General features: G+C 66.7%; 13 protein-coding genes. 6 read left to right on the top strand and 7 right to left on the bottom strand.

The features are described 5' to 3' along the window. Positions 1-131: 131 nt before the first annotated feature. Positions 132-1,370, bottom strand: a complete 1,239-nt coding sequence (locus KXJ60_RS11055) for an FAD-dependent oxidoreductase (protein WP_291127172.1) — start codon at positions 1,368-1,370, stop codon at positions 132-134. Positions 1,371-1,532: 162 nt separating this feature from the next. Here KXJ60_RS11055 and KXJ60_RS11060 point away from each other — a divergent pair, with 162 nt between their 5' ends. Further along, positions 1,533-2,456, top strand: a complete 924-nt coding sequence (locus tag KXJ60_RS11060) for a LysR substrate-binding domain-containing protein (protein WP_291127174.1) — start codon at positions 1,533-1,535, stop codon at positions 2,454-2,456. Positions 2,457-2,458: 2 nt separating this feature from the next. Here the strand turns inward: KXJ60_RS11060 and KXJ60_RS11065 are convergent, their stop codons facing one another. Then, positions 2,459-3,706 (bottom strand): DEAD/DEAH box helicase, encoded by a 1,248-nt coding sequence (locus KXJ60_RS11065; protein ID WP_291127175.1) that lies wholly within the window; start codon positions 3,704-3,706, stop codon positions 2,459-2,461. Between the two features lie 50 nt (positions 3,707-3,756). On the opposite strand from KXJ60_RS11065, the gene KXJ60_RS11070 reads away from it, so the two are divergent. Further along, positions 3,757-4,122, top strand: a complete 366-nt coding sequence (locus KXJ60_RS11070; RefSeq protein ID WP_291127177.1) for a translation initiation factor Sui1 — start codon at positions 3,757-3,759, stop codon at positions 4,120-4,122. Positions 4,123-4,125: 3 nt separating this feature from the next. Here KXJ60_RS11070 and serB read toward each other — a convergent pair whose 3' ends face one another. Further along, entirely contained in the window at positions 4,126-4,851 is a 726-nt protein-coding gene (gene serB / locus KXJ60_RS11075) for a phosphoserine phosphatase SerB (protein ID WP_291127483.1), read from the bottom strand. 44 nt (positions 4,852-4,895) lie between these two features. Beyond that, on the bottom strand, positions 4,896-8,417 hold the full coding sequence (gene mfd / locus KXJ60_RS11080) for a transcription-repair coupling factor (RefSeq protein ID WP_291127179.1): 3,522 nt from the start codon (positions 8,415-8,417) through the stop codon (positions 4,896-4,898). Between the two features lie 117 nt (positions 8,418-8,534). Here mfd and ispD point away from each other — a divergent pair, with 117 nt between their 5' ends. Together ispD and ispF are read left to right on the top strand one after the other, a co-directional pair. Further along, positions 8,535-9,257 (top strand): 2-C-methyl-D-erythritol 4-phosphate cytidylyltransferase, encoded by a 723-nt coding sequence (gene ispD, locus KXJ60_RS11085; protein ID WP_291127181.1) that lies wholly within the window; start codon positions 8,535-8,537, stop codon positions 9,255-9,257. Next, on the top strand, positions 9,254-9,751 hold the full coding sequence (gene ispF / locus KXJ60_RS11090) for a 2-C-methyl-D-erythritol 2,4-cyclodiphosphate synthase (RefSeq protein ID WP_291127183.1): 498 nt from the start codon (positions 9,254-9,256) through the stop codon (positions 9,749-9,751). The genes ispD and ispF overlap by 4 nt, the downstream gene beginning before the upstream one ends. A 33-nt stretch (positions 9,752-9,784) precedes the next feature. Here ispF and KXJ60_RS11095 read toward each other — a convergent pair whose 3' ends face one another. Both KXJ60_RS11095 and ompR read right to left on the bottom strand, forming a co-directional pair. Beyond that, positions 9,785-11,134 (bottom strand): ATP-binding protein, encoded by a 1,350-nt coding sequence (locus KXJ60_RS11095; protein ID WP_291127185.1) that lies wholly within the window; start codon positions 11,132-11,134, stop codon positions 9,785-9,787. 53 nt (positions 11,135-11,187) lie between these two features. Beyond that, a complete protein-coding gene (ompR, locus tag KXJ60_RS11100) occupies positions 11,188-11,919 on the bottom strand; it encodes a two-component system response regulator OmpR (protein ID WP_291127187.1) in 732 nt (243 codons plus the stop codon). Here ompR and KXJ60_RS11105 point away from each other — a divergent pair. Further along, the gene (locus KXJ60_RS11105; RefSeq protein WP_291127189.1) at positions 11,918-12,385 is read left to right on the top strand and encodes a hypothetical protein; all 468 of its coding nucleotides are present in this window, start codon (positions 11,918-11,920) and stop codon (positions 12,383-12,385) included. The genes ompR and KXJ60_RS11105 overlap by 2 nt on opposite strands. Next, positions 12,382-13,128 carry an SIMPL domain-containing protein gene (locus tag KXJ60_RS11110; protein ID WP_291127190.1) on the top strand — a complete coding sequence of 249 codons (747 nt, stop codon included), beginning with the start codon at positions 12,382-12,384 and terminating at the stop codon, positions 13,126-13,128. The genes KXJ60_RS11105 and KXJ60_RS11110 overlap by 4 nt, the downstream gene beginning before the upstream one ends. Positions 13,129-13,170: 42 nt before the next feature. Here KXJ60_RS11110 and KXJ60_RS11115 read toward each other — a convergent pair whose 3' ends face one another. Then, entirely contained in the window at positions 13,171-13,929 is a 759-nt protein-coding gene (locus KXJ60_RS11115; protein ID WP_291127192.1) for a 3-hydroxyacyl-CoA dehydrogenase, read from the bottom strand. Between the last annotated feature and the right edge of the window lie 18 nt (positions 13,930-13,947).

Genomic DNA, 13,947 nt, shown 5'->3' on the forward strand with positions numbered 1-13,947 from the left:
CCGCTGCGCGGCTTCCCCCCTCTCTTGCGCGACTTCGGCGCTTGGAGGGAGGACGGCATCTTGGGCCGGCGGAGCCGGACCCTTGATGCCTCCGGTTGGAGGCACGCTCGTTGGAAAGCGTGTGGCGGCCTTCATCCGAAGCGCCGTGCGCTGAAGGGCGCCAGGTCCACCTGGGTGGCGCGCTCTGCCACGAGGTGGGCCACCTCGCGCCCGGTGGCCGCGCCCATGCACATGCCCATGTGGCCGTGGCCAAAGGCGAGCCAGGCGTTGTCGGCGTCGCGGCTGCGGTCGATCACCGGCAAGCTGTCGGGCATGCAGGGCCGGTGACCCATCCACTGCGTCACCTCGGATGTGTCCAGGTGCGGAAACAGCAGCTGGCCCTGGCGCAGCAGCGCCTGCGCGCGTTCGTAGTTGGGCGCGCGCCGCAGGCCGGCAAACTCCACCGTGCCGGCGAGCCGCAGGCCCATGGCCATGGGGTTGACCATGATGTTGTTCTCGGAGGCCATCACGGTGTGGCGCAGCTGCAGGTTGGAGCTGCGCACGGTCACGTGGTAGCCGCGCTGGGTTTCCAGCGGCACGCGGTCGCCGAGTTGTCGGGCCAGCTGGCCCGACCAGGCGCCGGCCGCCACCACCACGCCGTCCACCGCCAGCGGTTCACCCTGGTCCATGCGCAGACCCGTGACGCGCCGGCCCTGGCGCTCGAAGCCGGTCACCGAGCGGTGGTCGTGTCGCGCACCGTCGCGCACGCTTTGCGCCACCAGCGCCTTGACCAGTTGCGAAGGGTCCAGCGTGGAGCCGTTGTCGGGCGCGAGGATGCCGAAACGAAAGCGCCCCTTGAGGTCGGGCTCGAGGGCTTCGAGCTCGTCGCGCTCCACGTTGACCAGGTTCACCCCCAGCGACTGGCGCAGCGCCATGCCCCACTTCCACTGGTTCGCCGCCTCGCGGGACGAATAGACGTACAGACAGCCACTGCGCCGCACCAGCGCGGTGGCGTCTGCGCGCTCCAGCAAGGGGCCGTAGCAGTCAAAGATGGGGCGCAGCAGGGTCTGCAGCGCGGTAGCGATGCGCGTGACTTCCTGCGGCGTGGAGTGCTGCAGCATGCGCACCAGCCAGGGCAGCACGCGCGGCAGGTAGGAGGCGCGGATGGTGAGCGGGCCCAGTGGGTCCAGCAGCCAGCTGGGCACCTTCTTCCACATGTTGGGCATGCCCACGGGCAGGCAGGCGCTGGGCGAGAGCGAGCCCGCGTTGCCGAACGAGCACGCCTCGCCGGGTTCGAGCGGGTCCACAAAGGTGATCTGGTGGCCGTCGCGCTGCAACCATGCTGCGGTGCACGCGCCAACGATGCCGGTGCCTACGACGGCGATGTGCATGGGACTAGGGGGTGTTCAAGAGGATCGGGCGGGTTTGCCGGGCATTCTATGAACCGCTCTCGTCATCAGACAAGCCAATTCTTTTGATACATTGATCATGAAACCTGATGGTGGTGCACAGCCGGGTGCACCCCCTGGCCAACGGACGAAAGTGGTGCATTCATGAACATCAGCCTCCGGCAGATGCGGGCATTTGCCGCGGTGACGCAAAGCGGCAGCTTCACGGGCGCTGCGCGCCAGCTCAGCCTGACGCAGTCGGCGGTAAGCATGCTGGTGCAGCAACTGGAGCAGGAGCTGCACCTGCAGCTGTTTGACCGCAGCCGCACCGCCATCACGCTCACCGAAGCGGGCAAGAACCTGCTGCCGCTGGCGCAGCGCATCCTGGAAGATGTGCGCCAGGTGGTGGACGGTGCTTCCGAGATCCGCGCGCTGCGCCGTGGCTTTCTGCGTGTGGCCACCTCCCAGATGATGGCCTGCACCTGGGTGGCCTCGGTGCTCACCGAGTTCGGCGCGCAGCACCCGGGCATCAGCCTGCGCCTGAAAGACGCCGTGGCCGATGACGTGGTGGACACCGTGCGCCACGGTGCGGTGGAGCTGGGAATTGGCCCTGAGCGCGCCACCGGCGACGACGTGACGCGCAGCTTTCTCATGAACGTGCCGATCCGGCTGGTGTGCCCCAAGGGACACCCGGCGTACGAGCGCGCCAGCGTGTCCTGGAAAGACCTGCGCGACGAGCGCTGGATCAGCTATTCCCACGAGTTCGGCCGCCATGTGGAGCGGGCACTGCACACGCACGGACACGATTTCTCGCTCAACACGGCGAGCGACGTGGGCTTTCTCACCACCGCGCTGGCACTGGCGGGACACGGCATGGGCGTGCTGCTGGCACCGGAATACGCGCGTTCGTTTGCCGACAACTTCGGCGTCCGTTTCGTGCCGCTGCGCTCACCGGCCATTCAGCGCGAGTACTTTGTGTACCAGCGCAAGGGGCAGTCGCTCTCGCCGGCCGCACAGACGTTTCTGCAGATGCTGCGCCTGCGTGGCGGTGGCGCCAGGCGCGCTGGCAAGGCGGCTGCGGCCGACTGAGCTCAGTCGGGCTGGCGTGCTGCCGCAGCGGCGGCCGCGCGCAGCTTGTCCTTTTTGCTGGGGCGCTTGCCCTTGATGCCACCGTCACCCGGTGAGGCGGGGGGCGCTTCCTCTTTGGGCTCGAAGCCGGGCAGCACCTCCAGCGGCAGGCTCAGGCCCTGGCGCTTTTCAATCAGCCGCCAGTGGGCCTCGCTGGCCGGGGTGACGAAGCTCACGGCCAACCCGCTGGCGCCGGCGCGCCCCGTGCGGCCGATGCGGTGCACGTAGTCCACCGCCGAGCGGGGCAGGTCGTAGTTGACCACCACGGGCAGCTGCTCGATGTCGATGCCGCGCGCGGCCAGGTCGGTGGTGACCACCACGTCCCAGCGCTTTTCCTTGAACTCGCGCAGCGCCTGCTGGCGCGCGCCCTGGCTCAGGCCGCCATGAAACGAGGTGGCGTACAGGTCGCCCTGGTGGAGCTTGGTGGCCACGCGGTCGGCCAGGTACTGCGTGGCCACAAACACCAGCACGCGCTGCCAGCCCTGGGTCTTGATGAGCTTGCGCAGCAGCTCGGTGCGGCGGGTGGTATCGACCCGGTAGGCCTGCTGCAGGATGACGGCGTCTTCCATCGCCAGGGCGGGCACGTCGATGCGCGCAGGCGCCTGCAGCAGGGTGCCGGCGAGGGTTTGCACGTCCGGCGGGAAGGTGGCCGAGAAGAAGAGGTTTTGCCGCTGGGCGGGCAACAGGGCCAGCACGCGCGCGAGCTCCTCGGCAAAGCCCAGGTCGAGCAGGCGGTCGGCCTCATCGAGCACCAGCAGCTCCACGGCGGACAGGCGCAAGGCGTTGTGCTCCACCAGATCGAGCAGACGCCCCGGCGTGGCGACCACCACATCGGCACCGCCGCGCAGCGCCATCATCTGCGGGTTGATCGACACGCCGCCAAATACCACTGCCACCTTGGGCTGGCTGGGCAGGTGCTGTGCCAGTGAGCGGATCACTTCACCGGCTTGCGCCGCGAGTTCGCGTGTGGGCACCACGACCAGCGCGCGCACGCGCCGCGGTGTGTGGCCGCCGCCCTGGCCGAGGCGCTGCAGCAAGGGCAGGGCATAGGCGGCGGTTTTGCCCGACCCTGTCTGTGCGGTGGCCAGCAGGTCCTGGCCTTGCAGAACCGCAGGGATGGCGGCGCTCTGAATGGGCGTCGGTTGGGTGAAGCCGAGTTCGGCTGCGGCTTGGGCGAGGGCGGGCGCGAGGCCCAGGGCTTGGAATGGCATGGATCGGGGCAGTGTACCGGGCGGGGTTGGCGCAGTTACCATGCGGCCCCATGAAGAACAAGCTCTCCCTGGGCGGCCTGGTGTATTCCACCGAAGCGGGTCGCATGTGCCCTGATTGCCGCCAGCCGGTGGCCCAGTGCGTCTGCAAGCAGGCCGCGAAAGCAGCGCCCGCGGGCGACGGCGTGGTGCGGGTGTCGCGCGAGACCAAGGGCCGGGGTGGCAAGGCGGTCACGCTGGTCAAGGGGGTGGCGCTGGATGCCACGGCACTGGCGGCCCTGGGCAAGCAGCTCAGGGCCGCGTGTGGCACCGGTGGCACGGTGAAAGATGGCGTGATCGAGATCCAGGGCGATCACATCGAGAAGGTGATGGCCGCCTTGAAGGCGCAGGGCCACACCGTCAAGCGCGCTGGCGGCTGAGCGTCAGCGCAAGACCTCGAGCAGGCGGTCGAGCCCGCCTTCGTGGATGGCCACCATGGCCTGGGCGCGCACCGCCGGCTTGGCGTGGTAAGCCACCGAGAGGCCGGCCACGCCCATCATGGGCAGGTCGTTGGCGCCGTCGCCCATGGCAATGCATTGCGATGGCTCGATGCCGAGCAGCGAGGCCACTTCCAGCACGGTGCGGCGTTTCTCCGCGCCGTCGCAAATGTCGCCCCATGGCTGGTCGACCATGCGGCCGGTGAGCTGGCCGCAGTTCGGGCCGCTTTCCACTTCGAGCACGTTGGCGCGCGTGAAGTCGATCCCCAGGCGCTCGCGCACGCGCTCGCTGAAGAACGTGAAGCCACCCGACACCAGCAGCACCTTCAGCCCCGCCGCCTTGCAGGCTTGGATGAGTTCGGCCGCACCCGGGTTTATGCGCAGGCGCTCGTTGTAGACCTGCTCCATGTCGGCCACCGTCACGCCGCGCAGCAGCGCCACGCGCTGGCGCAGGCTGTCCTTGTAGTCGGTGATCTCGCCGCGCATGGCGGCTTCGGTGATGGCAGCCACCTCGGCTTTCTTGCCCACCGCATCGGCGATCTCGTCCACGCACTCGATGCTGATCAGCGTGGAGTCCATGTCGAAGGCAATCAGCTTGAAGTCGCTGAGCTTGAGCGGTGGCGTGAAGCCCTGGACGGTGAGGCCGGGGGCGAATTCGGTGGCGGTTTTGATCGTGGTCATGGTCTGGGTGGGCGTGGACAGGCGCAGCCCGGCGGTCAGGCGGTTTCGGGGCTCTTGTGGGGCTGGCCGAGCGAGCGCAGCACGTCGCGCACCAGTTGCACGCGGTCTTTCACCTCGGGCAGGGCGCGCTCGATGCGCAGCTTCTCGTTGCCCGCCAGCTTGATATGGCGGTTCTTCTGGATCAGTTCGATGATGCGCATCGAGTCAAACGGCGGGTTGGCGCGGAAGGTGATCTGGATCACGCCGGGCGCCGCATCGACCTTGACCACGCCATACGGTGCGCTGATGCAGCGAAGGCGGTGCACGTCGATGAGCGTCTGGGCCTGTGGCGGGAGCTTGCCGAAGCGGTCAACGATTTCTTCGAGCAGCGCGTCCACCTGGTCGGTGTTCTTCGCGGTGGCGAGCTTCTTGTAGAACGACAGGCGCAGGTGCACGTCGCCGCAGTAGTCGTTGGGCAGCAGGGCGGGGGCGTGCAGGTTGATGTCGGTGGTGACGGACAGCGGCGAGAGCAGGTCGGGTTCGCGCCCGGCTTTGAGCGAGCGCACGGCTTCGCTCAGCATCTCGTTGTAGAGCTGGAAGCCCACTTCCAGCATGTTGCCGCTCTGGTTCTCGCCGAGCACTTCGCCCGCGCCCCGGATCTCCAGGTCGTGCATGGCCAGGTAGAAGCCGCTGCCGAGTTCTTCCATCTGCTGGATCGCATCGAGCCGCTGGGAGGCCTGCTTGGTCAGTCCCTCGATGTCCGGGACCATGAGGTAGGCATAGGCCTGGTGGTGGCTGCGGCCTACGCGCCCGCGCAGCTGGTGCAGCTGCGCCAGGCCGAACTTGTCGGCGCGGCTCATCACGATGGTGTTGGCGGTGGGCACGTCAATGCCCGTCTCGATGATGGTGGAGCACAGCAGCACGTTGAAGCGCTGCGCCACGAAGTCGCGCATCACGCGCTCGAGCTCGCGCTCGGGCATCTGGCCGTGGGCAATCGCAATGCGCGCCTCCGGCAGGATTTCCTCCAGCTTCTGCCGGCGGTTCTCGATCGTCTCGACCTCGTTGTGCAGGAAATACACCTGCCCGCCGCGCTTGAGCTCGCGCAGCACGGCCTCGCGGATCACGCCGTTGCCCTCGGTGCGCACAAAGGTCTTGATGGCCAGGCGGCGCTGTGGCGCGGTGGCGATCACCGACAGATCGCGCAGGCCTTCCAGCGCCATGCCCAGCGTGCGCGGAATCGGCGTGGCAGTGAGCGTGAGCACATCCACCTCGGCGCGCATCGCCTTCATGGCTTCCTTGTGGCGCACACCGAAACGGTGTTCCTCGTCAATGATGAGCAGGCCCAGGTCCTTGAACTTCACGCTTTCGCTCAGCAGCTTGTGCGTGCCCACGACGATGTCGACCGAGCCATCGGCCAGGCCCTTGGCGGCGGCGGTGATTTCTTTGGCCGAACGAAACCGGCTCATCTCGGCGACCTTCACCGGCCACTTCGAGAAGCGGTCGGAGAGCGTCTGGAAATGCTGCTCGGCCAGCAGCGTGGTGGGCGCGAGAAACGCCACCTGTCGCCCGCCGGTCACGGCCACGAAAGCGGCCCGCAGCGCCACCTCGGTCTTGCCAAAGCCCACGTCGCCACACACCAGCCGGTCCATCGGGCGCGGGCTGATCATGTCCTGAATGACCGCATGGATGGCGGCGCGCTGGTCGGCGGTTTCCTCGAAGCCGAAGTCGTTGGCAAACACCTCGTAGTCTTGCGCCGAGTAGCGGAACGCGTGGCCCTGGCGCGCGGCGCGGCGGGCATAAATATTGAGCAGCTCGGCGGCGGCGTCGCGCACCTGTTCGGCGGCTTTGCGCTTGGCTTTCTCCCATTGGCCACTGCCCAGCTTGTGCAGCGGTGCCTCGTCGGCGCTCACGCCCGTGTAGCGCCCGATCAGCTGCAGCTGGCTCACCGGCACGTACAGCACCGCCTTGTCGGCGTACTCCAGGTGCAGGAACTCCTGCAGCGCGGGCGATCCGTCCGGGTTCTTCTCGCCCATGTCCATGTTCACGAGGCCACGGTAGCGCCCGATGCCGTGGGCGTTGTGCACCACCGGGTCGCCGAGGTTGAGCTCGGAGAGGTCCTTGATCAGCGCATCGACATCGCTGACCTGTTCCTGCTTTTTGCGCCGCCGCGTCGTCGGGCTGGCGGCAAACAGCTCGGTTTCGGTGACGAAGTCGATGCTGTCGTCGAGCCAGGAGAAGCCCACCGTGAGCGCGGCGGTGGCGATGCCGATCTTCTCGTCGCTGGTCTGGAATTCCACCAGCGAATCGAAGGCAGGTGGACTGACGCCGCTGGCGCGCAGAAAGTCCAGCAGGCTCTCGCGCCGGCCATCGCTCTCGGCCAGCAGCAGCACGCGGTGCGCGGTGTTGCGAATGTGGGCCTGCAGCCGCGCGAGCGGGTCTTCCGCGCCGCGCACCACCGACAGGTCCGGCAGTCCGTTGAACTGCGCATACGCCGTTCGGGCTGAGCCTGTCGAAGCCTCGCCAAGCCCTTCGACAAGCTCAGGGCGAACGGATTTGATGGCCAGTTGCGCGTGCTGGTTGGCGCGCACATAGAACTGCTCCATGTCCAGAAACAACGCGTCGGGCGGCAGCACCGGTCGCTCGGGGTCGCCTTTGAGCAGGCGGTGCCGGTCTTTGGTGTCCTGCCAGAACCGCTGGAAGGCGGGCTCCAGGTCGCCGTGCAGGACCACGGTGGCGCTGTCGCCCAAATAGTCGAACACCGTGGCGGTGTCGTCGAAGAACAGCGGCAGGTAGTACTCGATGCCGGCCGTGGCCACGCCGTTGCCGATGTCTTTGTAGATGCGGCTCTTGGTGGGGTCGCCCTCGAGCAGTTCGCGCCAGCGGCTGCGGAATTTGGCTCGCGCGCCATCGTCCATCGGGAACTCGCGCCCGGGCAGCAGCCGCACTTCATTGACCGGGTACAGGCTGCGCTGGCTGTCGGGATCGAAGGTGCGGATGCTGTCGATCTCGTCGTCGAACAGGTCCACGCGATAGGGCACCAGGCTGCCCATCGGGAAGAGATCGATCAGCCCACCGCGCACCGCGTATTCGCCCGGACTCACCACCTGCGTCACATGCTGGTAGCCCGCCAGCGTGAGCTGGCCCTTGAGCTTGCCTTCGTCGAGCTTTTGCTTGACCTTGAAGTGAAAGGTGTAGCCCGCCAGAAAGGAGGGCGGTGCGAGCCGGTACAGCGCGGTGGTGGCCGGGATCAGCACCACGTCGGCGCCGGTGTCCTTGTCGCGCTGGGAGATGCGCCAGAGCGTGGCCAGCCGTTCGCTGATCAGGTCCTGGTGCGGCGAGAACGTGTCGTAGGGCAGCGTTTCCCAGTCGGGGAAGAGGGCGCAGCGCAGGCCGGGCGCAAAGAAAGCCATCTCGTCGATCAGGCGCTGCGCGTCGTTGGCGTCGGCCGTGACGATGGCAGTGATGCGGCCCGCGGTCTTTTCGCGCTCGCCCAGCTGGGCCAGCATCAGGGCATCGGCCGAGCCTCCCGGGTGGGGAACGGTGTGGCGCTTACCGGCTTGGAGTGGAGGCAAGTCCATGGGTGTGAAAGGGCGTACGAGGGTGGACTTGGGATGCGTGGGCCGAACCGGCCATGACGAACACCCCCGACCGGGCTGGTCGGGGGTGTTCAACCTGATTTTAGAATGCGGGCACTCATGTCCGATGCCGAAGCCCCATTGACCCGCCCCGGCACACCCCTTTGCCATGCACTGTTGCCCTGCGCCGGCACCGGCAGCCGCGCCGGCACCGACATCCCCAAGCAGTACCAGCCCATCGCCGGCCAGCCCATGGTCATGCACACGCTCGACGCGTTGCGCAGCGTGGTTCGCCTGGACCGTTGCCTGGTGGTCATCGCACCCGATGACGTGTTCTGGTCCTCACAGCCGGTGGGCATCACGCTGGCGCGCTGTGGTGGCGCAACGCGTGCTGAAAGCGTGTTCAACGGCCTGCAGGCCCTTCGCGACCACGGTGCCCATGAGCACGACTGGGTGCTGGTGCACGACGCAGCGCGCTGCCTGGTCACCCCTGCCCAGGTCGACGCCCTGATCGACGCCTGCTGGAGCGATGCCGTGGGCGGCCTGCTGGCCCTGCCGCTGCCCGACACGCTCAAGGCGGAGACCAGCGGACGTGTGGCGGCAACCGTGGACCGCTCGGACAAGTGGCTGGCGCAAACCCCGCAGATGTTTCGCCTGGGCGCGCTGCACGCCGCACTCGCGCTCACCGCCGGGCGCGGGTTTGCCGGTGTCACCGACGAAGCCAGTGCCATGGAAATGGCAGGGCACGCGCCGCGGCTCGTGCGCGGGAGCGCCCAAAACTTCAAAGTCACTTACCCGGAAGACTTCGCACTGGCCGAAGCCGTTCTCAGGAGCCGCCCATGAACACACCTGCACCGTTTCGTATTGGCGAGGGCTGGGACGTGCATGCACTCGTGCCGGGGCGCCGCTTGATCATTGGTGGCGTGCACGTGCCCCATCACCAGGGCCTGTTGGGCCATTCCGACGCCGACGTCCTGCTGCACGCCATCACCGATGCGCTGCTCGGGGCGGCCGCGCTGGGCGACATCGGCCGCCACTTTCCCGACACCGACGAGCGCTTCAAAGGCGCGGACTCCAGCGTGCTGCTGGCCGAGGCCACGCGACGCGTGCGCGACGCCGGCTTTGAGATCGGCAACGTTGACAGCACGGTGATCGCCCAGGCGCCCAAGCTGGCACCTCACATCGAGGCCATGCGCGAGGGCATCGCGCGCACGCTGGGAGTGGCACCCCATCAGGTCAACGTCAAGGCCAAGACCGCCGAGAAGATCGGGCCCGTGGGGCAGGGGCTGTCGATCGAGGCGCGCGCAGTGGTCCTGCTGATCACAAAGCCCGCCTGACGGGTTCTTTTCGTTCCCGACCCGCGCTCGCGCTCAGGACGACGCTTTCACCAGCTTCATGTGCGCGGCCAGGCCGCCAGTGCTGCTGTTGGCCAGCGCGAAGCGCCCACCCATGCGGGCAACGGCGCGCTCCACGATGGCCAGGCCCAGCCCGGTGCCCGTGGCCGCCGTGCGCGAGACATCGCCTCGGTAGAACGGCTGGGTCAGTTGTTCGAGTTGCTCCGGCAGCACGCCCTGCCCGTGGTCACGCAGCTTCACCAGCACCGCGTCGTCTTTGGTCTTCGCGGCAATGTCGATCTTGGTCACACCCGTCTCCGGGTTGCGGCCATAGCGCATCGCGTTTTCCAGCAAGTTGGCAAATACGCGCTGGAGCTCGACCGCGTCACCCATCACTGCCGTGTCGCGCGGAATGTTGGTCGTGATGTAGGTGTTCGGGTCCTGACCCACCGAGAAGATCGCAGCATCCACCACCTGGTTGAGGCTGACCCGCTCTGGCTTGAGGTGGTCGGGGCGCGCGTAGTCGAGGAACTTGTCAATGATGGCGTTGACCTGGTCAATGTCCGCGGCCATGTGCTCGCGCGCCTGCGGGTCATCCACGCTCATCTCGGTTTCCAGGCGCAGGCGGGCCAGCGGTGTGCGCAGGTCGTGCGAGATACCGGCGAGCATGAGGGCGCGGTCCTGTTCGATCTTGCTCAGGCGCTGGGCCATGCGGTTGAAGCCGATGTTCACCTCGCGGATCTCGCTGGTGGCCACGGCTTCGTTGAGCTGGCTGGCGTTGAAATCGCCCTCGCGCACGCGGCTGGCCGCAAACGAGAGTTTCGCGAGCGGCCGGTTGATCAGGCGCGCGATCAGCGCCGCCCCTGTGAGCGAGAGCAGGGCGGCCGTGCCCAGCCAGATCAGCCAGGTGGTGCCGGCCACGGGGCCGATGCGCGAGGGATCGGTGAGCAGCCAGTAGGGATCGCCGTCAATGGTGAAGCCAATCCACAAGCCCGGTGTGCCATTGACCTCGCGCGCCACCAGTGTGTCCGGGCCGAGGCGCCCGCTGAGCCGCTCGGCCACGTTGCGGCTCAGGGCGTCGGTGTTGTAGAGGCGAAAGGTGTCGGTGGGCTCGCGCGGTGCAATGCGCAGGCCTTCTTCACTCGCCAGGGTTTTGATGAGCGAGACGCGGGCGATCGCGTCCGAGTGCACCAGCGCTGCACGGCTCAGGTTGACGAGCGACGCGAGCTGGTTGGCGCTTTGCAGGGCGCGCGGCTCGTACTCCAGCGCGCGGAAGGTCTGCAGCCAGGCCACGATGCAGCCCACCAGCAGCAGCGCCAGGAAGAAAAACGTGCGCCAGAACAGGCTCACGCCCCGCCCTGGACGCATGTCCAGAGGGGCGGGCATGGTCTCCAGCGAGGCCGGCTGCGTCTCGAAAGGAACACGCGACTCGTCTGACATCAGGCATTGCCATCGGGTACGAATACATAGCCCACGCCCCACACGGTTTGCAGGTAGCGGGGTGACGCGGCGTCTTCTTCGATCAGCTTGCGCAAGCGGGAGACCTGCACGTCCAGGCTGCGGTCAAAGGGTTCGAACTCGCGTCCACGGGCCAGCTGGGCGAGCTTTTCTCGCGACAGCGGCTGGCGCGGGTGGCGCACCAGCGCCTTGAGCATGGCGAATTCACCGGTGGTCAGCGGCAGGTCGGCACCGTCCTTGCGCAGCGTGCGCAAGCTCAGGTCGAACTCAAACGGGCCGAACTTGACCACTTCCTGGTCCTGCGACGGTGCACCCGGCACCTCGGTGGGCGGGCGACGACGCAGCACCGCGTGAATGCGGGCGAGCAGTTCGCGCGGGTTGAAAGGCTTGCCCAGGTAATCGTCGGCGCCGACTTCCAGTCCGACGATCCGGTCCACGTCTTCGCTTTTTGCCGTGAGCATGATGATCGGCGTGCGGTCGCCGTTGGCGCGCAGGCGGCGGCAGATGGACAGGCCGTCCTCGCCCGGCATCATCAGATCCAGCACGATGATGTCGACCGAGTCACGCTGCAGGACGCGGTTGAGGGCCTTGCCGTCTTCGGCCAGCATGACCTCAAAGCCTTCCTGCATGAGGTAGCGGCGCAGCAGATCCCGGATGCGGACATCGTCGTCAACAACGAGTACTTTGTTGGGACGGACACTGGTTTGTGGCATGGCAGCAACTTCCGATAAATGTAACAAACTCGATTGTGGCAGCTGCAAGTGCTTGTCAGCACTCGATTTTTATTTTTCTGACACGCTGTTACAGATGTTGCCCCGATTCGCCGCAGCTTCACGCCACCCACATCACACAATCGGCGACCTGACCATACTTGAGTGCACCATGAATTCGTATCTGTCGAGTGGATTGCTGCTGATGACCATGGGTTCGGCCTTCGCCGGGCCAGGGGATCAGCGGCCGCATCCGATGCCCTCGGAAGCCCCTGCCGTTGCCGCCATGCCTGTGGTGGTCGACGAAGGTGATCCACGCAGCACGATGCGCTTGCGCGATGCGCTGCGGCAGCCCTTCGACGACATGGACGACAGCCGCAAACCCTACCGACTTTCGGTGGAGGAGCGCCAGCGACTGCGCGAACAGCTTCGCGACCAGCCGCACCACGACTTCAAGTTCAAACCATGACCCTGTCTGCCTCACGCCGCGTTTCCACCTCGTCTTCCCGCCTTCTTCTTCCTTCCATTTTGGCCTTCGGGCTTGCTGCGAGCACATGGGCCCATGCACAGATCGCGGCCCCGGTGCCCGCCAACGTGGTGAACATCGCCGCCAGTGGCGTGCTCGAAGTGCCTCAGGACTGGTTGAGCATGAGCCTGAGCACGACGCGCGAAGGCTCGGACGCGACCACCGTGCAAAACCAGCTCAAGCAGGCGCTCGATTCAGCGTTGACGGTGGCGCGCGCGAGCGCCAAACCGCAGCTGCTGGAAGTGCGCACGGGTCAGTTCAGCCTGTACCCACGGTACGACCGAAACGGAAAGATCACGGGCTGGCAGGGCAACACCGAACTCGTGCTTGAAGGGCGCGACTTCGCTCTGATCAGCAGCACTGCGGGCAAGATTCAGACACTCACGATGTCTGGCACCAGCTTTTCGTTGTCTCGCGACGCACGGCGCAAGCTGGAGTCCGACGTGCAGGCCCTGGCGATCGAGCGTTTCAAGGCGCGGGCCGACGAGGTGAGCAAGGGGTTCGGGTTTGGCGGCTACAGCCTGCGCGAAATCTCGGTGAGCTCGGCAGATCAGGAAGTGCGACCGTTCCAGCCGCGCGCCATGGCGATGGAAGCCAAAGCCGCCATGTCCGATGCGGTAGTGCCGGTCGAGGCAGGCAAATCCACCGTGAATGTGACGGTGTCCGGCTCGATCCAGCTGCGCTGATCTGCGCTGCACCCGGCGTCGGCACCGGGTGCGTTTAAATGCTCAGCGTGGTGCTAGGCGGATGGCGCCATCCAGGCGGATCACTTCTCCGTTGAGCATGTCGTTCTCGAAGATGTGTTTGGCCAGCTTGGCGTAGTCCTCAGGCGTACCCAGGCGGCTGGGGAAGGGCACACCGGCGGCCAGCGCATCCTGTACGTCCTGGGGCATGCCAAAGAGCATCGGTGTGCCGAAAATGCCGGGCGCAATCGTCATGTTGCGGATGCCGTTGCGGGCCAGGTCCCGGGCGATGGGCAAGGTCATGCCGACCACGCCCCCCTTGGATGCCGCATAGGCTGCCTGACCGATCTGTCCGTCGTAGGCGGCCACGCTGGCGGTGCTGATCATCACGCCGCGCTCGCCAGTGGACTCGGGCTCGTTCTTGCTCATGGCCTCTGCGGCCAGGCGGATCATGTTGAAGCTGCCCACCAGGTTGACCATGATGGTCTTGGTGTAGACGCCCAGGTTGTGCGCGCCGGTCTTGCCCACGGTTTTTTCGGCGGGGGCGATGCCGGCGCAGTTGACGAGCCCCATGAGCTTGCCCATGGACACGGCTTTGGCCACCACGGCCTGCCCATCGGCCTCGCTGCTGACGTCGCACTTCACAAAGGCGCCGCCGATGTCCTTGGCCACGGCTTCACCTTTGTCGGCCTGCATGTCGGCAATGACAACCTTGCCTCCGTTGGCTGCGAGCATGCGCGCCGTGCCTTCGCCCAGCCCTGATGCACCACCAGTGACGATGAATACCTTGCCTTGAATGTCCATAGGTTGCTCCTTTGAGAT

The sequence above is a fragment of the Hydrogenophaga sp. genome, assembly GCF_019264445.1.
Classification (GTDB): Bacteria; Pseudomonadota; Gammaproteobacteria; order Burkholderiales; family Burkholderiaceae_C; genus Hydrogenophaga.